Annotated in this window: 24 protein-coding genes; 10 read left to right on the plus strand and 14 right to left on the minus strand. The window is 65.7% G+C overall.

Going from position 1 to position 25,720, the window contains the following annotated elements; genetic code table 11:
• From PQR02_RS27435 to PQR02_RS27500, 14 genes are all read right to left on the minus strand, one after another.
• Nucleotides 1–411, minus strand: coding sequence for a group II truncated hemoglobin (locus tag PQR02_RS27435; protein ID WP_408238747.1), 411 nt, complete (start codon nt 409–411; stop codon nt 1–3).
• A 27-nt stretch (nt 412–438) separates the two neighbouring features.
• Nucleotides 439–3,021, minus strand: a complete 2,583-nt coding sequence (locus tag PQR02_RS27440; RefSeq protein WP_408238750.1) for an ABC transporter permease — start codon at nt 3,019–3,021, stop codon at nt 439–441.
• Nucleotides 3,018–3,629 carry a DUF4126 domain-containing protein gene (locus PQR02_RS27445; protein ID WP_408238753.1) on the minus strand — a complete coding sequence of 204 codons (612 nt, stop codon included), beginning with the start codon at nt 3,627–3,629 and terminating at the stop codon, nt 3,018–3,020. Before PQR02_RS27445 ends, PQR02_RS27440 begins: the two co-directional genes overlap by 4 nt.
• A 306-nt stretch (nt 3,630–3,935) precedes the next feature.
• Nucleotides 3,936–4,256 (minus strand): quaternary ammonium compound efflux SMR transporter SugE, encoded by a 321-nt coding sequence (sugE, locus tag PQR02_RS27450; RefSeq protein WP_408238756.1) that lies wholly within the window; start codon nt 4,254–4,256, stop codon nt 3,936–3,938.
• A 111-nt stretch (nt 4,257–4,367) separates the two neighbouring features.
• Complete coding sequence (kdpE, locus tag PQR02_RS27455) at nt 4,368–5,066, minus strand: two-component system response regulator KdpE (protein WP_408238759.1); 699 nt, start codon at nt 5,064–5,066, stop codon at nt 4,368–4,370.
• Nucleotides 5,059–7,965: a DUF4118 domain-containing protein gene (locus tag PQR02_RS27460; protein ID WP_408238762.1), complete on the minus strand. Its 2,907-nt coding sequence runs from the start codon at nt 7,963–7,965 to the stop codon at nt 5,059–5,061. Before PQR02_RS27460 ends, kdpE begins: the two co-directional genes overlap by 8 nt.
• A 169-nt stretch (nt 7,966–8,134) precedes the next feature.
• Nucleotides 8,135–8,713: a potassium-transporting ATPase subunit KdpC gene (gene kdpC / locus PQR02_RS27465; RefSeq protein WP_408238765.1), complete on the minus strand. Its 579-nt coding sequence runs from the start codon at nt 8,711–8,713 to the stop codon at nt 8,135–8,137.
• 30 nt (nt 8,714–8,743) lie between these two features.
• On the minus strand, nt 8,744–10,855 hold the full coding sequence (gene kdpB, locus PQR02_RS27470; RefSeq protein ID WP_408238768.1) for a potassium-transporting ATPase subunit KdpB: 2,112 nt from the start codon (nt 10,853–10,855) through the stop codon (nt 8,744–8,746).
• Nucleotides 10,856–10,910: 55 nt separating this feature from the next.
• On the minus strand, nt 10,911–12,716 hold the full coding sequence (kdpA, locus tag PQR02_RS27475; protein ID WP_408238771.1) for a potassium-transporting ATPase subunit KdpA: 1,806 nt from the start codon (nt 12,714–12,716) through the stop codon (nt 10,911–10,913).
• Nucleotides 12,713–12,805: a K(+)-transporting ATPase subunit F gene (gene kdpF, locus PQR02_RS27480; protein WP_149673761.1), complete on the minus strand. Its 93-nt coding sequence runs from the start codon at nt 12,803–12,805 to the stop codon at nt 12,713–12,715. The genes kdpA and kdpF overlap by 4 nt, the downstream gene beginning before the upstream one ends.
• On the minus strand, nt 12,802–12,915 hold the full coding sequence (locus tag PQR02_RS27485; protein WP_149673762.1) for a potassium ABC transporter ATPase: 114 nt from the start codon (nt 12,913–12,915) through the stop codon (nt 12,802–12,804). The genes kdpF and PQR02_RS27485 overlap by 4 nt, the downstream gene beginning before the upstream one ends.
• A 234-nt stretch (nt 12,916–13,149) precedes the next feature.
• Nucleotides 13,150–14,124, minus strand: a complete 975-nt coding sequence (locus PQR02_RS27490; RefSeq protein ID WP_408238776.1) for a quinone oxidoreductase family protein — start codon at nt 14,122–14,124, stop codon at nt 13,150–13,152.
• A gap of 57 nt (nt 14,125–14,181) precedes the next feature.
• Nucleotides 14,182–14,571 carry a methylglyoxal synthase gene (locus tag PQR02_RS27495; RefSeq protein ID WP_408238779.1) on the minus strand — a complete coding sequence of 130 codons (390 nt, stop codon included), beginning with the start codon at nt 14,569–14,571 and terminating at the stop codon, nt 14,182–14,184.
• Between the two features lie 113 nt (nt 14,572–14,684).
• Complete coding sequence (locus PQR02_RS27500; RefSeq protein WP_408238782.1) at nt 14,685–15,464, minus strand: SDR family oxidoreductase; 780 nt, start codon at nt 15,462–15,464, stop codon at nt 14,685–14,687.
• Nucleotides 15,465–15,703: 239 nt separating this feature from the next.
• Between PQR02_RS27500 and upp the strand changes: the two genes are divergently transcribed.
• The 10 genes from upp (at nt 15,704) to PQR02_RS27550 (ending at nt 25,691) form a co-directional block, all read left to right on the plus strand.
• On the plus strand, nt 15,704–16,354 hold the full coding sequence (upp, locus tag PQR02_RS27505) for a uracil phosphoribosyltransferase (protein ID WP_408238785.1): 651 nt from the start codon (nt 15,704–15,706) through the stop codon (nt 16,352–16,354).
• Between the two features lie 485 nt (nt 16,355–16,839).
• A complete protein-coding gene (locus tag PQR02_RS27510) occupies nt 16,840–17,568 on the plus strand; it encodes a YebC/PmpR family DNA-binding transcriptional regulator (protein ID WP_408238788.1) in 729 nt (242 codons plus the stop codon).
• 290 nt (nt 17,569–17,858) lie between these two features.
• On the plus strand, nt 17,859–19,154 hold the full coding sequence (gene purD, locus PQR02_RS27515; RefSeq protein ID WP_408238791.1) for a phosphoribosylamine--glycine ligase: 1,296 nt from the start codon (nt 17,859–17,861) through the stop codon (nt 19,152–19,154).
• A gap of 236 nt (nt 19,155–19,390) precedes the next feature.
• Nucleotides 19,391–20,314, plus strand: a complete 924-nt coding sequence (gene hemF / locus PQR02_RS27520; RefSeq protein WP_408238794.1) for an oxygen-dependent coproporphyrinogen oxidase — start codon at nt 19,391–19,393, stop codon at nt 20,312–20,314.
• A 39-nt stretch (nt 20,315–20,353) separates the two neighbouring features.
• Complete coding sequence (locus PQR02_RS27525) at nt 20,354–21,094, plus strand: nicotinate-nucleotide adenylyltransferase (protein WP_408238797.1); 741 nt, start codon at nt 20,354–20,356, stop codon at nt 21,092–21,094.
• Nucleotides 21,095–21,098: 4 nt separating this feature from the next.
• Nucleotides 21,099–21,554, plus strand: coding sequence for a ribosome silencing factor (gene rsfS / locus PQR02_RS27530; RefSeq protein WP_408238800.1), 456 nt, complete (start codon nt 21,099–21,101; stop codon nt 21,552–21,554).
• Nucleotides 21,555–21,612: 58 nt separating this feature from the next.
• Entirely contained in the window at nt 21,613–22,083 is a 471-nt protein-coding gene (rlmH, locus tag PQR02_RS27535; RefSeq protein WP_408238803.1) for a 23S rRNA (pseudouridine(1915)-N(3))-methyltransferase RlmH, read from the plus strand.
• A 238-nt stretch (nt 22,084–22,321) separates the two neighbouring features.
• Nucleotides 22,322–22,951: a Maf family protein gene (locus PQR02_RS27540; RefSeq protein ID WP_408238806.1), complete on the plus strand. Its 630-nt coding sequence runs from the start codon at nt 22,322–22,324 to the stop codon at nt 22,949–22,951.
• A 9-nt stretch (nt 22,952–22,960) separates the two neighbouring features.
• Entirely contained in the window at nt 22,961–24,430 is a 1,470-nt protein-coding gene (gene rng / locus PQR02_RS27545) for a ribonuclease G (RefSeq protein WP_408238809.1), read from the plus strand.
• An 835-nt stretch (nt 24,431–25,265) separates the two neighbouring features.
• Complete coding sequence (locus tag PQR02_RS27550) at nt 25,266–25,691, plus strand: ribbon-helix-helix domain-containing protein (protein ID WP_408238812.1); 426 nt, start codon at nt 25,266–25,268, stop codon at nt 25,689–25,691.
• Nucleotides 25,692–25,720 lie beyond the last annotated feature (29 nt).

Raw genomic sequence — 25,720 nt, forward strand, 5'->3', positions numbered from 1 at the left:
CTAATGTCGGTTTACCATCCAGTCGGCAGTTTCGAAGAACGAACCGAGCAGACGTTCACGCAGCGGCTCTGCCAGTCCGATATCCTCCATCGCCCACGCCATGCATCTGAGCCACTGATCCCGCTCGCTCGACGCAATCGCAAACGGCAGGTGCCGCGCGCGCAGGCGCGGATGGCCGAACCGGCTGATGTAGTGGTCGGGGCCGCCCATCCAGCCGCACAGGAACCAGAAAAACTTGTCGCGTGAGCCGTCGAGCGACGCCGGATGCAAAGCCCGAATCCCGGCGAAATCCGCTTCCAGATCCATCAGGTCGTAAAACCGGTCGACCAGTTCACGCACCCGCGCTTCGCCGCCCACCAGCTCGAAGGCCGTCAGCTGCGCCGTGGACACTTCGTCGTTCAAATCGCTCATAACCTGCTCATCAACCAGAAATAAAAATCACGCGTCCCGCAGCGATTGCAACGCGGGCCGCGACAGCACATGCCGCAGGCTCAGCCAGCCGCCGACGCCGGCACACGCAATGCCTGCGGCAACGCCCGCCGGCAGCAGCCACGGATCGAAGCTCAGATAAAACTCGAACACGCGGGTCGCCAGCACCCAGCCGATCACCTGCGCGCCGATCGCCGCCATCAAGCCGGCCAACGCGCCCACCGCGACGAACTCGGCAATCTGCACCGTGCGCACCTGCCGATGCGACGCGCCGAGCGCGCGCAGCAGCGCGGATTCTCGCATACGCTCGTCGCGCGTGCCGGCGAGCGCCGCGTACAGCACCAGCACGCCCGCCGCGAGCGTGAACGCGAACAGGAACTGCACCGCGCCGATCACCTGCTGCAACACGCGCTGAATCTGCGCGAGGATCGGACCGGTGTCGATCGCCGTGAGGTTCGGGTAGGCGCCGATCAGGCCGTCGATGGCGGACTGCCTGTCCTGCGGCAAATGAAAGCTCGTGATGAACGTCGCCGGGAAATCCTGCAACGCGGCGGGCGGCATCAGCACGAAGAAGTTGACCTTGAACGTCCCCCAGTCGAGCTTGCGCACGCTCGTCACCGGCGCGTCGATCTGCAGGCCGGTCACATCGAAGCGCAGCACGTCGCCGGGCTTCACGTTGATCAGCTTGGCGAGTCCCTGCTCGATCGAAATCTGCGGCGTCTTCGTGTCGCCGTACCACGTGCCGGCGGCGATCCGGTTGTCGTCGGGCAGCTCGGTCGTGTAGGACAGGTTGAATTCCCGGTCCACCAGACGCTTCGCGTCGTCGCCCTTGAACGAGTCCGGATTGACCGGTTTGCCATTGATCGCCGTGAGCCGCCCGCGCACCATCGGCGAGAGCGCCGTGCCGGGCACGCCGTGCGCGTCCAGGTAGTGCGTGACGGCGTCACGCTGGTCGGGCTGGATGTCGATGATGAATTCGTTCGGCGCATCGGGCGGCGTCGATTTGCGCCAGCCTTGCACGAGGTCGTTGCGCGTCATCGCGATCAGCAGCAGACACATCAGGCCGATGCCGAGCGCGGTGATCTGCAACGCGCTCGCACTGCTGCGCCGTTCGAGCGACGCCAGCGCATAACGCCAGCCGATGCCCGCGTTCACGCGCTCGCTGCGCACGATACGCGCCGCGCCCCACAATGCGAGCCGCGCGATGCACGCGAACACCAGCAAGCCGCCCGCGAAGCCGCCCGCGACGATCCCGCCGAGCTTCAACTCGCCCGCCGCGACGATCAGCAGCGCGGCGAACAGCACGATGCCGAGCGCGTAGGCAGCCCAGGCGGTGCGCCCCGCTTCGCCCCATTCGCGGCGCAGCACGCGCACCGGCGGCACGCGCGTGAGCGGCAGCAACGGCGGCAGCGCGAAACCCAGCAACAGCACGAGGCCGGCCGCGATGCCTTCGAGCGCGGGCCACGCGCTCGGATAAGGCAGCGCGACGTCGATCAGACTGCCGAGCCACGTCAGCAACGCGAGATGCCCGAGAAAACCGAGCGCGACACCGAGCGCGCCGCCGATCAAACCGAGCCCGGCGAACTCCAGCGTGAACAGCGCGCGCAGCGCCGCCTGGCTGACGCCGAGGCAGCGCATCGCCGCGCAGCCGTCCAGATGCCGGCGCATGTACCGGTGCGCGGCCATCGCAATCGCCACGGCCGCGAGCAACGCGGTCAGCAGCGACACGAGCGTGAGGAAATGACCCGCGCGATCGAGCGTCTGGCGCACTTGCGGCTGGCCCTCCTGCAACGATTCGAGCGCGACGCCGCGCATCTTCCCGCCGTCCACCTTGTCGTGCGCGAACTGCGCGAAACGGGCCACCGACGCATCCGCGCCCGCCACCAGCAGCCGATAGGTCACGCGGCTGCCGAAGGTGATGAGGCCGGTCGATTGGACTTCGTCGGCGCGCAGCATCAAGCGCGGCGAAAAGTTGATGAAGGAAAAGCCGCGGTCCAGTTCACGCGTAATCAGCGCGCCGACCGTGAAGCTGCGATTGCCGACTTTCACGGTATCGCCCACGTGCAGCTTCAACGCGTCGAGCAGCGCCTGATCGACCCAGACCGTGCCCGGTGCCGGAATCGACTGCGCGGGATGGTCCGGCGCGCCGGGCGCCGGCGCGATCCGCACCGCGCCGCGCAGCGGATAGCCGGGCGACACCGCCTTGATCGCGGCGAGCCGCGAGACCGGTTGCGCGCCGGTCGAATTGATCATGCTGGGGAAGATCGCCGTGCTGGCCGTGTTCAAACCGAGTGCCCTGGCCTGCGCGGCGAATTGCGGATTGACCGGATGATCGGCGCGCACGATGAAATCGGCGGCGATCATCCGCCGCGCGTCGCGCTCGAGCCCCTGATGCAGGCGGTCGGCGAGGAAGCCGACGCTCGACAACGCCGCCACGGCCAGCACCAGAGCCAGCAACAGCATCGTCAATTCGCCCGCGCGCCAGTCGCGCGCCGTCATGCGGATAGCCTGACGCAGCAGATCCCTGCCGCCGAGCCGGCGCGCCGGCGTTGACCTGACGCGCGCCGTGGAACCCCGTACCGTATCGCTCAATCGTGCCTGCTCCTGGCAAAACGCGACACCATGTGCATGGCCATGCCGCGAAACCCGCCCTGCACGCCGCGCCAGAGCCGGGGCAACGCCCAGCCGGCCAGCATCAGGAAACCCACCATCAATACCAGAAAAACGAGCGGCACGAACAGCGCGAGCAGCATCCCGCCGAACACGAGGCCGTCTTCCGCGGTCGAGGTGATGACATTCGACACCGGTTCCGGCGACAGATTGATCAGCGCGCGCGTGCCCGCCTTCGCCAGATGCGCGGTGCCCGCCAGCGTGCCGCCCGCCAGCGCGGCGATGGTCAGCAGCGCCGGATCGGCATGGCCGAGCGCGCCGGCCGCCAGCACGGCGCCGGCCGGAATGCGGATGAAGGTATGGATCGCGTCCCACAACGAATCGAACGCGGGGATTTTGTCCGCGAGGAATTCGGTGACCGTCAGTACGGCCGCCGCGCCGATCACCCAGGACGACGAAAGCGCGGACAGCGTATCCGGAAGATGGATCAGGCCGAGACGCTCGAACACGCCGGCCAGCAGGACCGTCAGATAGAGGCGCAGGCCGCTGCCCCACGAAAGGCCAGCAGCAAGCGAAAGTGATTCAAGCATGGCCGCCTCCAGGCGCGCTGCGCGTGCCGGGCGCTTCGGCGGCCGATAGAGCCTGGAACCCGGAGAAGTCCCGGACCGAAGTCGTCAGACCCGCGCCAAGCCGGCCGCGCCATAGAGGCCGCGGGCAATGTCAGGTTGGATTCCGTTTCATTATAGCCACGATAATTCGCAGAACGTAGAGCGGCGAAGAATCGGCGGCCAGGATGAAGCGCGGGGCGAGGCCGCTTTGGCTTGCCCAATGGCTCGGGCTAAGCGGGGCTTATCGAACTGCATGGGGCCTCGAAGCCAGCGCGCGACGCGCGCGGTTCAATGCCCGGACGACAGCTTCAGCCCGATCAAACCGATCACGATGAGCGCCGCGCTGGCAACTCGCGCGACGCTCAACGCCTCGCCCATCATGACGATGCCGAAGATGAACGCGCCGACCGCGCCGATCCCGGTCCACACGGCGTAGGCCGTGCCGAGCGGCAACTGGCGCATCGCGACAGCGAGCAGCGCGAAGCTGCCAAGCGCGGTCACGACCGTGAACACGGACGGCCACAGGCGAGTGAAACCTTCGGAGGACTTGAGGCCGGCCGCCCACGCGACTTCGAGCAAACCGGCGATCAATAGAAGAAACCAGGACATGAGACAGCTCCATGATGAAATGGGGCCGTCCCCGTTCGTAGCAAAAGCGCAAGGTCGTCCTTACGAAGCGTAATTATATCGAAGCGCCTCATTCGTTGCTTCGCGGCTGCGTCACACCGCGCCCACGAGGCGATAGCCGACGCCGGTTTCCGTAATGATGTGTTCCGGTTGCGCCGGATCGCGCTCCAGCTTGCCGCGCAGATGCGCCATGTAGATGCGCAGATAGTGATGGCTCTCGACATGCGACGGTCCCCACACGTCGCGCAGCAACTGCCGGTGCGTCAGCACGCGGCCGGCATGGCGCACGAGCGTCGCGAGCAGCCGGTATTCGATGGGCGTCAGGTGGATCGCGGCGCCGTCGCGCGTCACCTGGCGCAATGCCAGATCGACCATGACCGCGCCGAAGCGCACCTGCGGCGACTCGTTCGCGCCGCCGTGATTGCGCCGCCGCATCTGCGCGCGGATGCGCGCCAGCAATTCGGACACGCCGAACGGCTTGGTCAGGTAATCGTCAGCGCCGGCGTCGAGCGCGGCGACTTTCTCGCTCTCCTGGGTGCGCGCCGACAACACGATCACCGGCAGTTGGCTCCAGCCGCGCAGTTCCCGGATGACGTCGAGGCCGTCGGTGTCGGGCAAGCCGAGATCGACGATCACCAGGTCGGGCTTGCGCGTCGCGGCTTCGACGAGACCCTGCTTGCCGGTTTCGGCGTCGTGCACGACGATGCCCTCGCCTTCCAGCGCGGTTCGCACGAAGCGGCGAATCTGCTTTTCATCTTCAATCAGGACGACGGTGAGGCTCGGGTCACTCATGGGCGGGCTTGGGCAGCGGGTTGAGGGTGGCGGCGGCGCCGGGGGCGGCTCGAGGGTGGGTGGGAAGGCCGGCGTGCGGTTCGGCTTCGAGCCCCGCCTGCGCCAGCGGATCGGCCTCCTCGTGTTCCAGACCATCCGGCGCGTCGGGCGGCGTGTCCACCGGCAGCGTGAACCAGAAGCGCGCGCCTTCGACACGGCCATCCGCAGACACGCGATTGAGCGCGCCGATTGTACCGCCGTGCGCCTCGACGATCGCGCGGCAGATCGCGAGGCCCAGGCCGATGCCCGGCTTGGCCGATTCCTTCTCGCCGCGCGTGAACTTCTCGAACACGCGCGCTTCCATGCCGGCGGGCAGACCAGGGCCGTCGTCGTCGACGGTGACGCGCACGAGCGGCTTGTCGTCCGCGTCGATGCGTTGCGCGCCGATCGTCAACGGCGTGTCCGGCGCGGTGTACTTGGCCGCGTTCTCGAACAGGTTCGAGAAGAGCCGCTCCATCAGCACGGCATCCAGTTGCAGCAGCGGCAGGTCGGCGGGCAGCGCGACCCGCACCGGATGCTTCGCCAGCACGCGCCGGCAAGCACGCAGCGCGGCGCCCACCGTTTCTTCGAGCAGCGTCCACTGCCGGTTCAGTTGCAGGCTGCCCGCCTGCAAGCGCGCCATGTCGAGCAGATTCGTGACGATATCCGTCATGCGCAGCGCCTCTTCGTGAATCGCGTCGACCAGGTCGTCGCCGGGCTGCGCTTGCGCGTGCGCTTCGTCGTGCGCCTTGCGCCCCTGCGCCAGCATCGACGAGAAGCCGACGATCGTCGTCAACGGCGTGCGCAGATCGTGCGAGATCGCCGACAACAGCGAGTTGCGCAAGCGCTCCGATTCCATGTTGACGAGCGCGTCGCGCGCGATGTCGACGTAATGCACCCGTTCCAGCGCCAGCGCGATCTGCGCGGCGAACGCGTCGAGCATGCGTTGCTGTTCGGGCACGTCCAGCTCGCGCTCGTCGCGCAGCACGACCGCGAGCACGCCGCGCGTGCGCATCGGCGCCTTCAGCGGCAGATACAGCGCGCCCGCGGCCGGCAACGTATCCGTGCCATGGCCAGCGGGCTTCTGCTGATCGTAGACCCACTGGCCCACGTCGAGGTCGAGCAGCTCGCCTTCGAGCGTGATCGCCGCGTCGGGGTCCTCGATCTTCTGTTTGACCTGATCGGCGCTGTCCGGCAGCAGGATCGCGACGCGCGCGCCGAACACTTCGCTCACGTGCCGAGTGCCGATCCCGACGATCTGCTCGGTGGTCAGCGCCGCTGCGAGTTCGCGCGCCATCGCGTACATCGCGCCGGTGCGCTGTTCGCGGCGCCGCGCGACGCTCGCCTCGCGGCGCAGGCTCGACGTGAGATGGCTGATCACCAGCGACGTCAGCAGCATGCCGAAGAAGGTCAGCAGGTACTGCGTATCGGACACCGACAGCGACATGCGCGGCGGCACGAAGAAGAAATCGAACGCGGCCACGCTGAGGAACGACAGCACCACGCCCGGCCCGCGTCCCAGCTTCACTGCCGTGAAGATCACGCCGAGCAGATACAGCATCACGAGGTTGGTCAGGTCTATGCGGTCGATCAGTTGGCTCGACAGCAGCGTGATGGCCGCGCAGATCGCCAGCGCGAGCGCATACGCGCGCGGCGGCGAACGGCGTTCGCGCGCCGCGCTCAGCGCCTCGCGCCAGGCGTTCGCGGTGGTGTTGAGCAAGCGCCGCTCTGCGCCGCCCGTGTGTTCGGACGACGCGCGAATCAGCGTGAGATCGAGCTCGCCCGCCTGCTCCGCGATCCGCTCGCCGAGCGGCCGGCGCAGCCAGCGCCTCACCCCGGTACGCGACGGCGCGCCGGCCACCAGCTTCGACACGTTGCGGGCCTGCGCATAGCCGATCAGCGCGGTGAGCGCATCGGCGCCCGCGAGCGTCGCGGTTTCGGCGCCGAGTTCGGCGGCGAGCTTCAACGCGTTCAGCGTGCGTTCGCGGCGCGCGTCGGGCAAGCGCTGCAGCGCGGGCGTTTCCACGTAGACCGCCAGCCAGTCGGCCTTCAGGCTGGCGGCGAGGCGCGCGGCCGCGCGCACCAGCGCTGGCGCTTCCGGGCCGGGACCCACGCACACCAGCAAACGCTCGCGCGCCTGCCAGATACGCTGAATCGAACGGTCGGCGCGATATTCCCGCATCTGCGCATCGACGCGATCCGCCGTGCGGCGCAGCGCGAGCTCGCGCAGCGCAATCAGGTTGCCCTTGCGAAAAAAGTTGCGCACCGCGCGCTCGGCCTGCTGCGGCATGTACACCTTGCCGTCGCGCATCCGGTCGAGCAGTTCTTCGGCGGGCAGGTCGACCAGCGTGACTTCATCGGCGCGATCGAACACGCGATCCGGGACCGTCTCCCACACGCGAATCCCGGTGATCTGGCCGACCACGTCGTTCAGGCTTTCGAGGTGCTGGACGTTGACCGTCGTGTACACGTCGATGCCCGCGTCGAGCAGTTCGTGAACGTCCTGCCAGCGCTTCAGATGGCGCGCGCCCTGCACGTTCGAATGCGCGAGCTCGTCGACGAGGATCAGTTGCGGCTTGCGCGCGAGCGCGGCATCCAGATCGAACTCGCCGAGCTTGCGGCCGCGATATTCGATATGTGCGAGCGGCAGGACTTCGAGGCCTTCGAGCAGCGCGGCGGTCTCGCCGCGGCCATGCGTTTCGGCGATGCCGATCACCACGTCCGCGCCTTCGTCGTGGCGGCGGCGGGCGGCCTGCAACATCGCATAGGTCTTGCCCACGCCGGCCGATGCGCCGAAGAAAATCTTCAGCCTGCCGCGCAGACGCTTCTCTTCGTCGCGTTGCAGCTTGTCGAGCAGTTCGTCAGGATCGGGGCGGTTCATGCTTGGTGCTTGTAGTGGTTGTCATCGTCGTACGCGCGGCGGTGTCGGCATGGTGGCACGGCCGCGGCCGGCCTGCAAATGGCGGCGCGGCGTAGCAAAGGCAAAGGCGGCGTCTCGCGGACGCCGCCTTGGGCACGCTGCGGCGCGCGGCTGCGCTGCCCCGCGCTACCTAGCCCTGCTTCATCTCGTCGAGCGCGAGGTTCAGCTTCAGCACGTTTACGCGCGGCTCACCCAGAATGCCGAACTGGCGGCCGGTCGTAAAACGGTCGACCAGCGCCTGCACGTCGTTCGGCGCGAGCCCGCGCTTCTGCGCGACGCGCGCGATCTGATAGGCGGCCGCCGCCGGACTGATCTCGGGGTCGAGCCCGCTGCCCGACGACGTCACCAGATCGACCGGCACCGGCTTCGACATATCGGTGCCGGCAGCTTTCAACGCGGCGAGACGCCCGTTGACTTCGTCGAGCAGCGCCGGATTGGTCGGCCCGAGGTTCGAGCCGCTCGAACCCTGTGCGTTATACGGCATCGGGCTGGTCGCCGACAGACGGCCCCAGAAGTACTGCGGCGCATCGAACTGCTGGCCGATCAGCTGCGAGCCGACCAGCTTGCCGTTCTGCTCAAGCAGGCTGCCGTTGGCCTGATCGGCGAAAGCGGCCTGCCCGATAGCGGTCATCACCGCGGGGTAAGCGAGGCCCGTGAGCGCGGTGAGCACCGCGAAGATCACGAGCAACGGACGGAACAGATTTTTCATGATGATTGATTCCTCTTAGGCCGATGCGGCTCAAACCCAGCCGAACGCGGCCAGCACCATATCGATCAGCTTGATGCCGATGAACGGCACGATGATCCCGCCGAGACCGTAAATCAGCAGATTGCGGCGCAACAGAATCGCTGCGCCCAGCGCGCGATAACGCACGCCCTTGAGCGCGAGCGGAATCAGCAGCACGATCACGAGCGCGTTGAAGATCACCGCCGACATGATCGCCGACGCGGGCGTCGCCAGATGCATCACGTTCAGCGCGTTCAGCGCCGGGTAGGTGGTGGCGAACGCGGCCGGAACGATCGCGAAGTACTTGGCGACATCGTTGGCGATCGAGAACGTGGTGAGCGAGCCGCGCGTCATCAGCATCTGCTTGCCGATCTCGACGATCTCGATCAGCTTGGTCGGATTCGAATCGAGGTCGACCATGTTGCCCGCCTCTTTCGCGGCCTGCGTGCCGGAGTTCATCGCCACCGCGACGTCGGCCTGCGCGAGCGCCGGAGCGTCGTTGGTGCCGTCGCCGGTCATCGCCACGAGGCGCCCTTCGGCCTGGTGCGCGCGGATGGTCGCGAGCTTCGCTTCCGGCGTCGCTTCGGCGAGGAAGTCGTCGACGCCGGCCTCGGCGGCAATCGCTGCTGCCGTCAGACGGTTGTCACCCGTCACCATGATGGTCTTGATGCCCATCTTGCGCAGCTCGGCGAAACGTTCCTTGATGCCGCCCTTCACCACGTCCTTCAACTCGATCACGCCGAGCACGCGCGCGCCGTGTTCGCCCTTTTCCGCGACCACCAGCGGCGTGCTGCCGCGCCGCGCAACTTCCGTCACGGCATTGTTGACTTCGCTCGGGAAACGGCCGCCGTTGGCTTCGACGTATTGCTTCACCGCATCGGCCGCGCCCTTGCGGATTTCACGGCCCGGCGCCCCGGAGGAAGTCCCCGTGGGATGCAGATCGACACCGCTCATCCGCGTCTGCGCGGTGAAGCCGAGGAACACCGCATGCAGCGACGCCATATCGCGTTGGCGGATGTTGAAACGCTGCTTCGCGAGCACGACGATGCTGCGGCCTTCCGGCGTTTCGTCGGCGAGCGACGACAGTTGCGCGGCGTCCGCGAGCGCTTCTTCGGTCAGGCCCGGCGCGGGCATGAATTGCGACGCCTGACGGTTGCCGAGCGTGATCGTGCCGGTCTTGTCGAGCAGCAGCACGTCGACATCGCCGGCGGCTTCGACCGCGCGGCCCGAGGTGGCGATCACGTTCGCCTGCATCATGCGGCTCATGCCGGCCACGCCGATCGCCGACAGCAGCCCGCCGATGGTGGTCGGAATCAGGCACACCAGCAGCGCGACCAGCGCGGTGATCGTCACCACGTGACCGGCCTTGGCGGCTTCAACCGAAAACATCGAGAATGGCAGCAGCGTCGCGGTGGCGAGCAGCATCACGATCGTCAACGCGACCAGCAGGATGGTCAGGGCGATTTCGTTCGGCGTCTTCTGACGCTTCGCGCCTTCGACCATCGCGATCATGCGGTCGAGAAACGCTTCGCCCGGATTCGCCGTGACGCGCACGACGATCCAATCCGACAGCACGCGCGTGCCACCCGTCACCGACGAAAAATCGCCGCCCGACTCGCGGATCACCGGCGCGGATTCGCCCGTGATCGCCGATTCGTCGACCGACGCGACGCCGTCGATCACTTCGCCGTCGGCCGGAATCACGTCGCCGGTTTCGACCAGCACGACGTCGCCCCGGCGCAGATCGGTCGCCGTCGTGATGCGGATCGGCGACTTCGGATGCGGCTCGTTGAGCTTCTTGGCCATCACGTCGCGCTTCGCGCTGCGCAGCGAGGCCGCCTGCGCTTTCGAGCGGCCCTCGGCAAGCGCCTCCGCGAAGTTCGCGAACAGCACCGTGAACCAGAGCCACAGCGTGACCGCGAGAATGAAGCCCGCGGGCGCCTCGGCCTGGCCGCCGAGCGCGGCGATCCACAGAATGGTCGTCAGAATGCTGCCGACGTACACGCAGAACATCACCGGATTGCGGAACTGCGTGCGCGGCGTGAGCTTCTTGAAGGAGTCCACGATCGCCGGGCGCAGCAGCGCCGGGTCGAACATGGACCGGGTTGCATTATGTTCAGTCATTGAATCCTCGAATATCCCGATTGCGCTTGATAGCCGTTGGTTCGCATGGGCCGCCTCAATGGGCGCCCATCATCATCAGATGTTCGACACCAGGGCCGAGCGCGAGCGCAGGCACATAAGTGAGCGCGCCGACCAGCAGCACCGTGCCGAGCAGCAGCACGACGAACAGCGGGCCGTGCGTGGGCAGCGTGCCGCCGGTCACGCCGATGCGCTTCTTCGCGGCGAGCGAGCCGGCAATCGCCAGCACCGGAATGATCGTGCCGAAGCGGCCGAACCACATCGCGATCGCGGTGAGCCAGTTGTAGAACGGCGTGCTGACCGTCAGACCCGCAAACGCGCTGCCGTTGTTGTTGGCGGCCGAGCTGAACGCGTAGAGGATTTCGGAGAAGCCGTGCGCGCCGGGGTTCAGAATGCCGGCCTTGCCCGCGTCGCTCAACACTGCGATCGACGTGCCGACCAGCACCAGCAGCGGCGTGAGCAGCACGACGATCGACACCATCTTCATCTCGTACGCCTCGATCTTCTTGCCGACGTATTCCGGCGTGCGGCCGATCATCAGGCCCGCGACGAACACCGCCAGCAAAGCGAATACGAGCATCCCGTACATGCCGGAACCCACGCCGCCGAAGATCACTTCGCCGAGCTGTATCAGCAGCATCGGATAGAGGCCGCCGAGCGGCGTCAGCGAGTCGTGCGTATTGGCTACCGCGCCGCACGAAGCCGCCGTGGTCGCGACCGTGAAGATGCCCGACTGCGCAATGCCGAAGCGCGTTTCCTTGCCCTCCGCATTGCCGCCCGACTGCAACGCGGTCGCCGACTGATCGACGTGCAATGCGGTGAGCGCCGGATTGCCGCCCTGCTCCGCGCTGATCTCGCCGAACACGCAGACGCCGAACGCGATCGTCATCGCCGCGAGCACGGCCACGCCCTGCTTGCGGTCGCCGATCATCCGCCCGAACAACAGCGCGAGCGCCGCCGGAATGACGAGGATCGACAACACCTGAACGAAGTTCGAGAACGGCGTGGGGTTTTCGAACGGATGCGCCGAGTTGCCATTGAAGAAACCGCCGCCATTGGTGCCGAGCATCTTGATCGCTTCCTGCGACGCAACCGGACCCATCGCGATGGTTTGCGTCTTCACCGGCGTATCGACCGTGACCGGATTGCCCTTCGCGTCCTTCACCGGATTGCCTTGCGCATCGAGCTTCGGTGCGGCGTAGGTGGTGGTTTGCAGCGTCGGCACGTCCTGATAGGACTTGAAGTTCTGGATCACGCCCTGGCTCATCAGCAGCGCCGCGAGGATCATCGACATCGGCAGCAACACGTACAGTGTCACGCGCGTGATGTCGACCCAGAAGTTGCCGATGGTTTGCGCGGTGTGGCGCGCGAAGCCGCGCATCAGCGCGATCACCACCACGATGCCGGTGGCCGCGGACAGGAAGTTCTGCACGGTCAGGCCGAGCATCTGCGTCAGATAGCCAACAGTTTGCTCGGGCGTGTAGTCCTGCCAGTTCGTGTTGGTCACGAAGCTGACCGCCGTATTGAACGCACCGTCGACCGTCATCGCGGCGAACTGCTGCGGGTTGCCCGGCAGCCAGCCTTGCACGCGCAACAGCACGTAAAGAAAACCCACGCCGAGCACGTTGAACGCGATCGTCGCGATCGCGTAATGCTTCCAGCCCATTTCCGTCGACGGGTCGACGCCCGCGATCCGATACAGCAGACGTTCGAGCGGGCCGCCCAGACGGACGACGCGCGAGCTGCCGTCCATCACCGCGGCCAGATAGCGCGCCAGCGGCACGGCGGCAGCCAGCAGCACGATGATGAACAGGCCCGCCTGCAGGACATTGTTCGAGTTCATTCAATGTCCTCCGCGCGCAACAGCGCATAGACCAGGTAAATAAACAGCAGCGCGGTGGCCGAGCCTGACAACCAGAGGATCCAGTTCATGAGCGCGCTCCCTGGCCACGGCGAAACTGCATCAGCTTCTCGCAGCCGCTAATCAATGCAAAGGTCAGCGCGGCAAACAGCACCAGCCCCCCGACATACAGCACATCCATTTTTCTTCCCCATTCACGGACTTTGGATAGGTGCAACGGTATGCCTTGGCGCGTAAAGGACGGGTCAAAGGTGGGGGCGCGGGTATAAAGATCGTGTAAACGGACAAGGCCGTTCCATCGAGAGATGGAACGGCCTTGCTTGTCGCGCACAGGTCGTGCACGTGCCGTTTCATTTGTGGCGCGGCGCTCGCGGCCGTATCTGCCGCATCAAAGCGGCGGCGCGCTGCTATCCGTTCATGGCAGCAGCACCGTCGAGCCCGTGGTGCGGCGGCCTTGTAGCGCCGCGTGGGCCTGCCCGACATCCGCCAGCGCATAACGCTGATTGATGCTCGTCTTGACCTTGCCCGACACCAGCACGTCGAACAGTTCCGCCGACATCGCATCGTAATCGCTGCGCTTCGCGATATAGGTGAACAGCGTCGGGCGCGTGAAGAACAGCGAACCTCGTCCGGCGAATTCCGACGAATCGATCGGCGGCAGCGGCCCCGATGCATTGCCGAAGCTCACGAACATGCCGAGCGGCGCGAGGCAATCGAGCGAGCCCGTAAACGTGTCTTTACCGATCGAGTCGTACACCACCGGCACGCCCGCGCCGTTGGTGATCTCGCGCACACGCTTCGTGAAATTCTCGCGCGTGTAGACGATCGGGTGATCGCAGCCGTGCGCTTTCGCGATCGCGGCTTTTTCATCGGAGCCGACCGTGCCGATCACGGTCGCGCCGAGCGCCTTGGCCCACTGGCACACCAGCAGCCCGACGCCGCCCGCCGCCGCCTGGATCAGGATCGTGTCGCCGGCCTTCACCGGATACGTGCGGCGCAGCAGATACTGCGCGGTGAGGCCTTGCAGCATCACCGACGCGGCCTGCTCGTCGCTCAATGCATCGGGCAGCTTGACGACCTGCGCCGCCGGCAGCACACGCTCCTGCGCGTACGCGCCAGGCGGGCGCGCGACGTAGGCGACGCGGTCGCCCGTCTTCAGCCCCGTGACGCCCGCGCCGACCGCGCTGACCTCGCCGGCAGCTTCCATGCCGAGGCCGCCCGGCAACGGCAGCGGATAGAGGCCCGTGCGGAAATACACGTCGATGTAGTTCAGCCCGACCGCCGTCTGCCGGATGCGAATCTCGCCCGCGCCGGGCTCGCCCACTTCGACGTCGACCCATTTCATCACCTCCGGGCCGCCGGTTTTTTCGAATCGGATTGCTTTGGCCATCACGTCTCCTTGAGGCGGGTGTTGTTCGAATTTTTTCAGGTTGCCGCGAGCGCGCCGTCAGACTTGTTGATTGAGGCGCAACGTCAGCACGTCGAGCACCATGCGCGCGGTCGAGATGTTGGTCGCGCACGGAATGTTGTGCACGTCGCACGCGCGCACCAGCGCGTTGATGTCCGGTTCGTGCGGCTGCGGCGTCATCGGGTCGCGCAGGAAGATCACCATGTCCACCCGCCCTTCCGCGAGCTGCGCGCCGATCTGCAGGTCGCCGCCGTGCGGGCCCGACAGCATCCGCTCGACCGTGAGGCCGTGCGCATCGCTGATGCGCCCGCCGGTCGTGCCGGTCGCGACGATCTCGCAGCGCCTGAGCGTATCGACGTATTCGCCGGCCAGTTTGACGATGTCGTCCTTCTTGTGATCGTGCGCGATCAGCGCGATGCGGGTGGTCATGACGTAAGACTCCTGAAACCGTTGTGATTGTCGTTGTTGTGTCGTGCTGATCGTTTCATTGCGAAACCGGGGCGGCTGCTCGTGCGGCGTTGGGCGCTTCGGCAGCCGTCCGCTCAGAACGTGCCGGGATACGCGCCGCCATCGATCAGCCAGTTCTGCCCGGTGATGTAGCCGGCATGCACGCTGCACAGGAACGCGCACGCCCGGCCGAATTCGTCCCGGTTGCCGAAGCGGCCGGCGGGGATCGTCTTCATGCGCTGCTTGCGCGCCTCGTCGATGGAAATGTTCTGCGCCTTGGCCTGCGCCTCGAACGTCACCGCGATGCGGTCGGTGTCGAACAGCCCCGGCAGCAGATTGTTGATCGTCACGCCGGTCGGCGCGACCTTGCGCGCGAGCCCCGCGACAAAACCGGTGAGCCCCGAGCGCGCGCCGTTCGACAGGCCCAGCACGTCGATCGGCGCCTTCACCGCCGAGCTCGTGATGTTGACGATACGGCCATAGCCGCGCGCGCTCATCGAGTCGATGGTCGCGCGGATCAGCTCGATCGGCGTAAGCATGTTGCTTTCGAGCGCGCGAATCCAGTCCTCGTGCGTGAAGTTGCGGAAGTCGCCCGGCGGCGGGCCGCCCGCGTTGTTGACCAGGATGTCCGGCTGCGGACAGGCGGCGAGCGCCGCGGCGCGGCCTTCGGGCGTGGTGATGTCGCACGCCACGGTCTTCACTTCCACGCCGCTTTGCTGGCGGATTTCGGCGGCGGTCGCCTCGAGCGTTTCGGCGGTGCGCGCGACGATCGTCAGGTTGACGCCCTCGGCGGCCAGCGCTTCCGCGCAGCCGCGCCCCAAACCCTTGCTGGCCGCGCAAACCAGCGCGGTGCGTCCTGCGATTCCAATGTCCATGTGTATGCCCTCGTGACGTAGTCGTGGCGCGTCGGCGCCATGGCGTTGAAAGTTCCCCCTGATTCTAGAAGAATCGGTGCCGGACTGCGCCCACCCGCTGCAATCTCCGGTATCTTCGGGCGGCACTCTTTCGGTAAACTTGCGCCGTGGCGTGTCCGCCGGCCCGCCGCTTTGCGGACCGGGCGGCGCGCGCCGAACGATTCCGAACCGATCCCTCTTGCGCCCTCCGCGCCCCCGCCATGACCCAGGACAGCCGTTTTCCCAATCTTTTCATCCTCGATCACCCGCTGATCCAGCACAAGCTGTCGCACATGCGCGATCGGGACACCTCGACACGCACGTTCCGCGAACTGCTGCGCGAAATCACGCTGCTGATGGGCTACGAGATCACCCGCAACCTGCCGATGACCACGCGCCGCATCACCACGCCGCTCGTCGCGATCGACGCGCCGGTGATCGCCGGCAAGAAGCTCGCGATCGTGCCGGTGCTGCGCGCCGGGATCGGCATGTCGGACGGCCTGCTGGAGCTGGTGCCGTCGGCGCGGGTGGGCCACATCGGCGTGTACCGGGCCGAAGATCACCGGCCGGTCGAATATCTGGTGCGGCTGCCGGATCTGGAGGACCGCGTGTTCATCCTGTGCGATCCGATGGTCGCGACCGGCTACTCGGCCGTGCATGCGGTCGACGTGCTCAAGCGCCGCAACGTCGCCGCCGAGAACATCATGTTCCTCGCGCTGGTCGCCGCGCCCGAAGGCGTGCAGGTGTTCCAGGACGCGCATCCGGACGTGAAGCTGTACGTCGCGTCGCTCGATTCGCACCTGAACGAGCACGCGTATATCGTGCCGGGTCTGGGCGACGCCGGCGACCGGCTGTTCGGCACCAAGAACTGAGGGCGGGCTGCAAGCCGCCTGAGCACGGCCTGGAAAAATGCCGGGGCGGCTGCGCAACGCCGCCTCACCCCCGTGTCCGCGCGCTTTGCGCGTAGTTTCCGGCCACGTCGCCCCCTGCCGCACCCCGGCGGCGTGATAAAATCCGAATCCGCTCCAGAAGCGGCCCTATCCGCGTCTATGCCTGCACCGTCTGTACCGCCATCTGGCGCATCGCGCCCGTACGCGAAGCTTGCAGAGCCGGCGCCGGGTTTGCCGCATGCCAGCCGCCCCGCCCCCACCGCGTCGCCGACCTCCGGCCCCGCTGCGCCGGGCCCGGCGCAGCGTGAGCAGGCTGAAGCCGGTCGACACGGCGGCTAGTTCGGACGGGCCGCCGCCGGCGGTCTCACACCACGGTTTGACATCGAGGCGCGCAACGCAAGCGCCCGACATCGCAACGACAATTGCACTATGCGTGCGCCCCGCTGGCGCGCGCGACGGAGAAAGGTATGGCGGGTCATTCGAAATGGGCCAACATCAAGCATAAGAAAGCAGCGGCCGATGCCAAGCGCGGCAAGGTCTGGACGCGGCTCATCAAGGAAATTCAGGTCGCGGCGCGCATGGGCGGCGGCGACATCGACTCGAACCCGCGTTTGCGGCTCGCCGTCGAAAAGGCGTACGACGCCAACATGCCGAAAGACAACGTCAACCGCGCGATCCAGCGCGGCGTGGGCGGTGTGGACGGCGCGAGCTACGAAGAAATCCGCTACGAAGGCTACGGCATCGGCGGCGCGGCGGTGATCGTGGACACGATGACCGACAACCGCACCCGCACGGTCGCGGAAGTGCGTCACGCGTTCTCGAAGAACGGCGGCAACATGGGCACGGACGGCTCGGTGTCGTTCATGTTCGATCACGTCGGCCAGTTCCTGTTCGCGCCCGGCACGCCAGAAGACAAGCTGATGGAAGCCGCGCTCGAAGCCGGCGCCGACGACGTCGTCACGAACGAAGACGGCAGCATCGAAGTGCTGTGCCCGCCGAACGATTTCCCGAAGGTGAAGGCCGCGCTCGAAGCCGCGGGCTTCAAGGCCGAAGTGGCCGAGGTGACGATGAAACCTCAGACGGAAGTCGAGTTCACCGGCGACGACGCCGTGAAAATGCAGAAACTGCTCGACGCGCTGGAAAATCTGGACGACGTGCAGGAAGTCTATACAAACGCCGCGATCGCCGACGAATGAGCGTGCACCGGCCACGCGCGGCGCGCGAGTTCCCATTGAACCGCACCGCGCTGCCGGCTGGCCCTCGCGTCGTTGTGTCGCTGTGTCGCTGTGTCGTTGTGTCATCGCGAAGCGGGCGTCTGGACTTCGGTGCGCGTTTGCGCACCGTCACGCCACCGTCACTCGGGTTCACGCGCGTTCGGCTTGCCAGCTTCGCTGGCGCCAACATGCCCGGCGCGAATCTCGCTGTTTATTGCACGGCTGAGCTTGCTGCTTCAGCCGTTTATGGTTTTTAAGTCTCGGGGATTCACATGAAGTTACTCGTCGTCGGTTCCGGCGGTCGCGAACATGCACTCGCATGGAAGCTCGCGCAATCGCCGCGGGTTCAGCTCGTCTACGTCGCGCCGGGCAACGGCGGCACCGCGCAGGACGAGCGTCTGCGCAACATCGACATCACCGAGCCGGCCGCGCTCGCCGATTTCGTCGAGCAGGAACAGATCGCCTTCACGCTGGTCGGGCCGGAAGCGCCGCTCGCGGCGGGCATCGTCAATCTGTTCCGCTCGCGCGGCCTGAAGATTTTCGGGCCGACCAAAGAAGCCGCCCAGCTCGAAAGCTCGAAGGACTTCGCGAAGGCGTTCATGAAGCGCCACGCGATCCCGACCGCCGAATACGAAACCTTCGCCGACGTCGCCGCCGCGCATGCCTATCTGGACGCGAAGGGTGCGCCGATCGTCATCAAGGCCGACGGCCTTGCCGCCGGCAAGGGTGTGGTGGTCGCGCAAACGCTGGAAGAAGCGCACGCCGCGGTCGACATGATGCTGTCTGACAACAAGCTCGGCGACGCCGGCGCGCGCGTCGTGATCGAGGAATTCCTCGCCGGCGAAGAAGCGAGCTTCATCGTGATGGTCGACGGCAAGCATGTGTTGCCGCTCGCGTCGAGCCAGGACCACAAGCGTCTGCTCGACGGCGACCAGGGCCCGAACACCGGCGGCATGGGCGCGTATTCGCCCGCGCCGATCGTCACGCCGCAATTGCATGCCCGCGTGATGCGCGAAATCATCCTGCCGACCGTGCGCGGCATGGAGAAGGAAGGCATCCGCTATACCGGCTTCCTGTATGCCGGTCTGATGATCGACGCCCAAGGCAACCCGAAAACGCTCGAATTCAACTGCCGCATGGGCGACCCCGAAACGCAGCCGATCATGGCGCGTCTGAAGGGCGACTATTCGAAGGTGGTCGAGCAGGCGATTGCCGGCACGCTCGATACGGTCGAACTGGAATGGGACCGCCGCACCGCGCTGGGCGTGGTGATCGCCGCGCACAACTATCCGGACACGCCGAGAAAGGGCGACCGCATCAACGACATCCCCGCTGAAACCGCGGATTCGGTCACGTTCCACGCCAGCACCACGCTTGCCGACGGCAAGCTGACCACCTCGGGCGGCCGCGTGCTGTGCGTGGTCGGCCTGGCGGATTCGGTGCGCACCGCGCAATCGGTCGCGTACGGAACGATCAACCAGATCTCGTTCGACGGCATGCAGTATCGCCGCGACATCGGCTACCGTGCGTTGAACCGCAAGCACGACGCCCGCACCGAAGGCAAGTAATCAGCCACCACCCTGCTCGCCCGCGTGCGGCGCCCACGGCGCTACACTGCGGGCGCTACACTGTAAGTTTCAGCGTCCACGGCAGCAGGTGGGCCGGCGCGGGCGAGAGCCCGGCGCCCGATCCGAAACATCGCACGGCCGCGCCTTGCCAGGCTTCTCCCTGACGAGGGCCCGGCCGGTGACCTTCACGAAGAACCCGCGGCACGACGAGCGTGCCGCCCTCAGCATCCGCATTCATGACCGATTCGAGCTACGACGCACAAGCCGTGCGCAGCTGGCTGCAAGGCCTGCAAACGCAAATCGCGGACACGCTCGGCGCGTTCGACGGCACGCCGTTCGCGACCGACACGTGGCAGCGAGCGCCGGGCGAGAAGCTGCGCGGCGGCGGTTGCACGCGGATTCTCGAAGGCGGCAAGTTTTTCGAGCGGGCCGGCATCGGCTTCTCGGATGTCGCGGGCGACGCGCTGCCCGGATCGGCGAGCGCGGCACGTCCGCAGCTAGCCGGGCGCGGTTTCGAAGCGATGGGCGTGTCGCTCGTGCTGCATCCGCACAATCCGCACTGTCCGACCGTGCATATGAACGTGCGTCTGCTGATCGCGACCAAGCCGGGCGAAGAGCCGGTGTTCTGGTTCGGGGGCGGCATGGATCTGACGCCGTATTACGGCTACGAGGAAGACGCGCGGCATTTCCATCGCACCTGCCGCGACGCGCTGCAGCCTTATGGCGCGGACCTCTACCCGAGCTTCAAGCGCTGGTGCGACGAGTATTTCTTCCTCAAGCACCGCAACGAACCGCGTGGCATCGGCGGGATTTTCTTCGACGATTTCTGCGCGCCGGGCTTCGATCAATCGTTCGCGATGCTCAGGAGCGTCGGCGACGCATTCCTCGAAGCGTACCTGCCGATCATCGAAAAGCGCCGCAACATTCCGTACGGCGAAGCCGAGCGCGACTTCCAGGCGTACCGGCGCGGCCGCTATGTCGAGTTCAATCTGGTATTCGACCGTGGCACACTGTTTGGACTGCAGAGCGGCGGACGCACCGAATCGATCCTGCTATCGATGCCGCCCGTGGTGAACTGGCGCTACGACTGGCATCCCGAACCGGGCACGCCGGAAGCGCGTCTTTACAGCGATTTTCTCGTGCCGCGCGAGTGGGTGTGACGCGCATTTCGCCCGCGCCACACTGCACGCGCCCATCACGTGGCTACGACTGAGGACCTTCACCTGAAGCCGAACGCTCACCTTGTCGCCCTGCCTCGCCGGATCGGCCTGCTCGGCGGCACTTTCGATCCGATCCACGACGGCCACCTCGCGCTCGCGCGGCGTTTCGCCGACGTGCTGCGGCTCACTGAGCTGGTGCTGCTGCCGGCGGGCCAGCCGTGGCAGAAAGCGGACGTGTCGCCGGCCGCGCACCGGCTCGCGATGACGCGCGCGGCGGCCAGCACGCTCACACTGCCAGGCGTGACGGTGCGCGTCGCGACCGACGAAATCGATCACGCCGGCCCCACCTATACGATCGACACGCTGCAACACTGGCGTGCTCGCGAAGGTGAGGACGCATCGATCGCGCTTTTGATCGGCGCGGATCAACTGGTGCATCTCGACACATGGCGCGACTGGCGGCGCCTGTTCGACTTCGCACATATTTGCGCGGCCACCCGGCCCGGCTTCGACCTCGCGTCGATTCCGCCGGCGGTCGCACAGGAAATCGACGCGCGCCGTGCCCGCGCCGACGTTCTGCAAGCCACGCCCTGCGGCCACTTGCTGATCGATACGACGCTTGCGTTCAACGTTTCGGCCACCGACATTCGCGCGCATCTGCGCGAGCACGTGCGTCAACGGCTTGCCCTCACCGGCGGCGAACAGCAGGACGAGGCCGCGAGCCATGTCCCCACTGCGGTGTGGGACTATATTCTTCAACATCATCTGTACCACCGGTAACCCCATGGATATTCGCAAACTACAACGCGTGATCGTCGACGCTCTCGAAGACGTCAAGGCGCAAGACATCAAGGTGTTCAACACCAGCCACCTGACCGCGTTGTTCGATCGCGTGATCGTCGCGAGCGGCACCTCGAACCGGCAAACCAAGGCGCTCGCGTCGAGCGTGCGCGAAGGCGTGAAGGAAGCTGGCGGCGAGATCGTCAGCACCGAAGGCGAGGACATCGGCGAATGGGTGCTGGTCGATTGCGGCGACGCGATCGTCCACATCCTGCAACCGGCGCTGCGCCAGTACTACAACCTGGAGGAGATCTGGGGTGAGAAGCCGGTGCGCATCAAGCTGTCCACGCCTGATCCGTTCGGCGGCGCGCGCGCCAGCGAGTCTGAAGACGAGGACGAAGACGAAGAAGCGGCGGCTGTGAAGAAGCCGGCGCGCAAGACGGCCGCCCGCCGCAAGTAAGCGGGCTTTGGCCGGCATAGCGTAGAAGTCCGCCACTGCATCCGCGATCACCTTCGTCATGAAACTGCACATCCTCGCCGTCGGCCACAAGATGCCGGACTGGATCGCCACCGGCTTCGACGAATACGCGAAGCGCATGCCGCCCGAGCTGCGCATCGAGCTGCGCGAGATCAAACCCGAGCAGCGTTCTTCCGGCCGTCCGGCGGAAAGCGTGATGGCCGCCGAGCGGCAGAAGATCGAAGCCGCGTTGCCGAAGCATGCGCGCATCGTCGCGCTCGACGAACGCGGCAAGGACTGGACCACGATGCAGCTGGCCGGCGCGCTGCCCGGCTGGCAGCAGGACGGCCGCGACGTGGCCTTTCTGATCGGCGGCGCCGATGGGCTCGATCCCGATCTGAAAGCGCGCGCCGACATGCTGTTGCGCGTGTCGAGCCTGACCTTGCCGCACGCGATGGTTCGCGTGCTGCTTGCCGAACAGCTTTACCGCGCGTGGACCATCACGCAAAATCACCCCTATCACCGCGCGTGAGCAGACGAGGCGGCTGACCGGTCGCGAGCTTTTTTGTTGCACGTCTTGCCGCGCGTTTCCGGTCTTGCCGCCGGTGCCGATGCCGGTCGACTTTTACGTCGACCTTTTTGCATCGATCCCATTTTCAACGCGCCTGATTAACGCACGTGTGCGACGCGTTCGATCGACACCCGATCGGCGCGCCCGTGTCACGTTCCTGGATTCACGTTCCTGCAATCCGCTTCACCGAGACCCGTTCATGCCCACGCTCGCCGCTTCGCTGCATCCGTTCGTCTACCTCGCTTCGCAAAGCCCGCGTCGCCAGGAGTTGCTGCAACAGCTCGGCGTGCGTTTCGAACTGCTGCTGCCGCGCCCCGACGAAGATGCCGAAGCGCTCGAAGCCGAATTGCCCGGCGAACACGCGCGCGATTACGTGCAGCGCGTTTGCATCGCCAAGGCGCATGCCGCGCGCGCCCGGCTCGTGGCCGGCGGTCATGCGGCGCGGCCGATCCTCGTTGCGGATACAACCGTCACGATCGACGACGCGATTCTCGGCAAGCCCGTCCATGCCGACGACGCCGTCGCGATGCTCACGCGCCTCGCGGGCCGCGCTCACGAAGTGCTGACGGCCATCGCCGTGATCGATGCCGACGGCGCGCTGCTGCCCGCCGCGCTATCGGTGTCGAAGGTGCGTTTTGCTGCGCTGCACGCAGATGCGATCCGCCGTTATGCGGCGAGCGGCGAGCCGCTCGGCAAGGCGGGCGCATATGGCGTGCAGGGCCGCGCCGCGGAGTTTATCGAACATATCGACGGGTCCTATTCAGGTATCATGGGTTTGCCACTTTTTGAAACCGCTGCCCTCCTGCGTGCAGCGCGCATCGACTTCTAAAATAACATCATGAATGAAGAAATCCTGATCAATGTCACGCCGCAGGAAACGCGCGTCGCGCTCGTCCAGCAGGGCGCCGTCCAGGAACTTCACGTCGAACGAACGCTGTCGCGCGGGCGCGTCGGGAATGTTTATCTCGGCAAGGTCGTGCGTGTGTTGCCGGGCATGCAATCCGCTTTCATCGACATCGGTCTCGAACGCGCCGCGTTCCTTCACGTAGCCGATATCTGGCACCCGCGCATTGCCGGCGAGCCGCAACATCAGACGCCGCATCAGCCCATCGAAAAGATCGTCTTCGAAGGTCAGACGCTGATGGTGCAGGTCGTCAAGGATCCGATCGGCACCAAGGGCGCGCGGCTGTCCACGCAAGTGAGCATTGCCGGGCGCACGCTCGTGTATCTGCCGCAGGAACCGCACATCGGCATCTCGCAGAAGATCGAGAGCGAGGCCGAGCGCGAAGCGGTGCGCGCGCGTCTGACCGCCGTGCTGCCCGCCGATGAAAAAGGCGGCTACATCGTGCGCACGATCGCCGAAGATGCGACCAGCGAAGAGCTGGCGGGCGACGTCGCGTATCTGCGCAAGACGTGGGCGACGATTCTGTCGCAAGGCCAGCGCATGCCGCCCACCAGCCTGCTCTATCAGGACCTGAATCTCGCGCAACGCGTGCTGCGCGACTTCGTCAACGATGAAACGTCGCGCATTCAGGTCGACTCGCGCGAGACCTATCAGATGCTTGCCGACTTCGCGGCGGAGTTCACGCCGGCGGTGTCGTCGAAGCTGCATCACTACACCGGCGAGCGGCCGTTGTTCGATCTGTACAACATCGAAAGCGAGATTCAACGCGCGTTGTCGCGGCGAGTGGACCTGAAGTCGGGCGGCTATCTGGTGATCGACCAGACCGAAGCGATGACCACGATCGACGTGAACACAGGCGGTTATGTCGGCGCGCGCAACTTCGACGATACGATCTTCAAGACCAACCTCGAAGCCGCGCATACGATTGCCCGGCAATTGCGGCTGCGCAATCTGGGCGGCGTGATCATCATCGACTTCATCGATATGGAAAACACCGAGCATCGCGACCAGGTGCTCGGCGAGTTGAAGAAGGCATTGTCGCGCGATCGAACGCGCGTAACCGTGAATGGATTCTCGCAGCTCGGGCTGGTGGAGATGACGCGCAAGCGCACGCGCGAGTCGTTGGCGCATGTGCTGTGCGAACCGTGCCCGGTTTGCCAGGGCAAGGGGCAAGTGAAGACGCCGCGTACGGTTTGCTATGACGTGCTGCGGGAAATTCTGCGCGAGTCGCGGCAGTTCAATCCGCGCGAGTTTCGCGTGGTGGCGTCGCAGCAGGTCATCGATCTGTTCCTCGAGGAAGAGTCGCAGCATCTGGCGATGCTGATTGATTTTATTGGCAAGCCGGTGTCGTTGCAGGTGGAGTCGAATTTGAGTCAGGAGCAGTACGATATTGTTTTGATGTAGCTTGATTGACGCTTGTTTCGAGTTGATCGGAAAGCGAAAAGCGAAAAAAGCCGACCTGCGAGGGTCGGCTTTTTCGTTGGCGTGTGGGTATCCCAAAAGCATGGCCTCCCGGCGATCTGCCAGGTTTAAGCCGTTACAACGACGGACCGCTAGAGGTTCAATGCCGTTTGATCTTGCAGCAGGAGCGGGTCAGCGCTGTACGCTTTACTCGCGCAGTGAATATCGGTCGCGGTTTCCTGCAGGTGCGGCGGGCGCAGCAGCTGGCAGGAAACTGGTTGACTCGATCAGTCCGACTGCCATGGCACGTGAGAGCTCACAACTGGCAGGCCTGAAAGGTTTCCTTGAGGATTACATACGATACTCCCACACTGCGACGCCAGAGGATCTGACGAGGCAGCAACGACGTTAGTGCAATTGGAAAATTGAGCAGACAGTAAAATGCAGGGAGCCCCAGAATCGCTCCCGGTCACGCTCTTCACGGTCGTATGGGACCAGTGGATCTATCAGACCTTCTGTCAGATGATGCGGAATCGCCGGACTGATCCTTGAGGAACTAACCTCACTGCTTGACCCGTTCCGCGATGGCTGTCCATTAAAGCCAACCTCGCCTGAATATGCCGACTGCGCCGCAACGGAGCAGTCGGTTTGCCCGCCGCCGCGCCAATCGGTCGCTCGCGGCGTTGTGCGATATCGGCGCCCGAAGCTGCGGCACTCCCCACACGCCCCTCCCGACCCTCAATTTCTCAATTGACTCCACTGCCCAACGCGCGTAAAAAGCTTAACCATCCCACTGGATGTTAATGGGATGTTCCCCGGATGCCCTCTCGGAGTGCAAATGCCCAAACTCAGCCTCATCGACAGTTCCCGCCCCAAAGGGGGTGACACCGAAAAAATCACTATCAACCTCGGTCCGGTCGACCTCGGCCAGATCGACCTGCTGGTCGAAGAAGGCTTTTACTCGAACCGCACCGACATGATTCGCACGGCGATTCGCAACCAGCTCGCAGTGCACGCGCAGGTGGTCACGGAAACGGTGACACGCCGCGCGATGGTGCTCGGCTTGCAGCACTTCTCCCGACAAGATCTCGAAGCCGCCCAAGCCGCGCACGAACAACTCGACATCCACGTCCTCGGCCTCGCCAGCATCGCCGCCGACGTGCCGCCGGAACTCGCGGCGGCGACCATTGCATCGGTCGTGGTGCTCGGCGCGTTTCACGCCTCGCCCGCGGTCAAGGCGGCGCTCGCGGGACGCATCAGCTAGCCGTTTCGTTCGACTCATCGCGTGACGCG

The sequence above is a fragment of the Paraburkholderia sediminicola genome (assembly GCF_046026895.1).
GTDB lineage: Bacteria > Pseudomonadota > Gammaproteobacteria > Burkholderiales > Burkholderiaceae > Paraburkholderia > Paraburkholderia sediminicola_C.

Excerpts from the sequence above, each read along its gene's own strand:
- PQR02_RS27435 (WP_408238747.1), bottom strand. The coding sequence starts at position 411 with ATGAGCGATTTGAACGACGAAGTGTCCACGGCGCAGCTGACGGCCTTC.
- PQR02_RS27445 (WP_408238753.1), bottom strand. The coding sequence starts at position 3,629 with ATGCTTGAATCACTTTCGCTTGCTGCTGGCCTTTCGTGGGGCAGCGGC.
- sugE (WP_408238756.1), bottom strand. The coding sequence starts at position 4,256 with ATGTCCTGGTTTCTTCTATTGATCGCCGGTTTGCTCGAAGTCGCGTGG.
- kdpE (WP_408238759.1), bottom strand. The coding sequence starts at position 5,066 with ATGAGTGACCCGAGCCTCACCGTCGTCCTGATTGAAGATGAAAAGCAG.
- PQR02_RS27460 (WP_408238762.1), bottom strand. The coding sequence starts at position 7,965 with ATGAACCGCCCCGATCCTGACGAACTGCTCGACAAGCTGCAACGCGAC.
- kdpC (WP_408238765.1), bottom strand. The coding sequence starts at position 8,713 with ATGAAAAATCTGTTCCGTCCGTTGCTCGTGATCTTCGCGGTGCTCACC.
- kdpB (WP_408238768.1), bottom strand. The coding sequence starts at position 10,855 with ATGACTGAACATAATGCAACCCGGTCCATGTTCGACCCGGCGCTGCTG.
- kdpA (WP_408238771.1), bottom strand. The coding sequence starts at position 12,716 with ATGAACTCGAACAATGTCCTGCAGGCGGGCCTGTTCATCATCGTGCTG.
- kdpF (WP_149673761.1), bottom strand. The coding sequence starts at position 12,805 with ATGAACTGGATCCTCTGGTTGTCAGGCTCGGCCACCGCGCTGCTGTTT.
- PQR02_RS27485 (WP_149673762.1), bottom strand. The coding sequence starts at position 12,915 with ATGGATGTGCTGTATGTCGGGGGGCTGGTGCTGTTTGCCGCGCTGACC.
- PQR02_RS27490 (WP_408238776.1), bottom strand. The coding sequence starts at position 14,124 with ATGGCCAAAGCAATCCGATTCGAAAAAACCGGCGGCCCGGAGGTGATG.
- PQR02_RS27495 (WP_408238779.1), bottom strand. The coding sequence starts at position 14,571 with ATGACCACCCGCATCGCGCTGATCGCGCACGATCACAAGAAGGACGAC.
- PQR02_RS27500 (WP_408238782.1), bottom strand. The coding sequence starts at position 15,464 with ATGGACATTGGAATCGCAGGACGCACCGCGCTGGTTTGCGCGGCCAGC.
- upp (WP_408238785.1), top strand. The coding sequence starts at position 15,704 with ATGACCCAGGACAGCCGTTTTCCCAATCTTTTCATCCTCGATCACCCG.
- PQR02_RS27510 (WP_408238788.1), top strand. The coding sequence starts at position 16,840 with ATGGCGGGTCATTCGAAATGGGCCAACATCAAGCATAAGAAAGCAGCG.
- purD (WP_408238791.1), top strand. The coding sequence starts at position 17,859 with ATGAAGTTACTCGTCGTCGGTTCCGGCGGTCGCGAACATGCACTCGCA.
- hemF (WP_408238794.1), top strand. The coding sequence starts at position 19,391 with ATGACCGATTCGAGCTACGACGCACAAGCCGTGCGCAGCTGGCTGCAA.
- rsfS (WP_408238800.1), top strand. The coding sequence starts at position 21,099 with ATGGATATTCGCAAACTACAACGCGTGATCGTCGACGCTCTCGAAGAC.
- rlmH (WP_408238803.1), top strand. The coding sequence starts at position 21,613 with ATGAAACTGCACATCCTCGCCGTCGGCCACAAGATGCCGGACTGGATC.
- PQR02_RS27540 (WP_408238806.1), top strand. The coding sequence starts at position 22,322 with ATGCCCACGCTCGCCGCTTCGCTGCATCCGTTCGTCTACCTCGCTTCG.
- rng (WP_408238809.1), top strand. The coding sequence starts at position 22,961 with ATGAATGAAGAAATCCTGATCAATGTCACGCCGCAGGAAACGCGCGTC.
- PQR02_RS27550 (WP_408238812.1), top strand. The coding sequence starts at position 25,266 with ATGCCCAAACTCAGCCTCATCGACAGTTCCCGCCCCAAAGGGGGTGAC.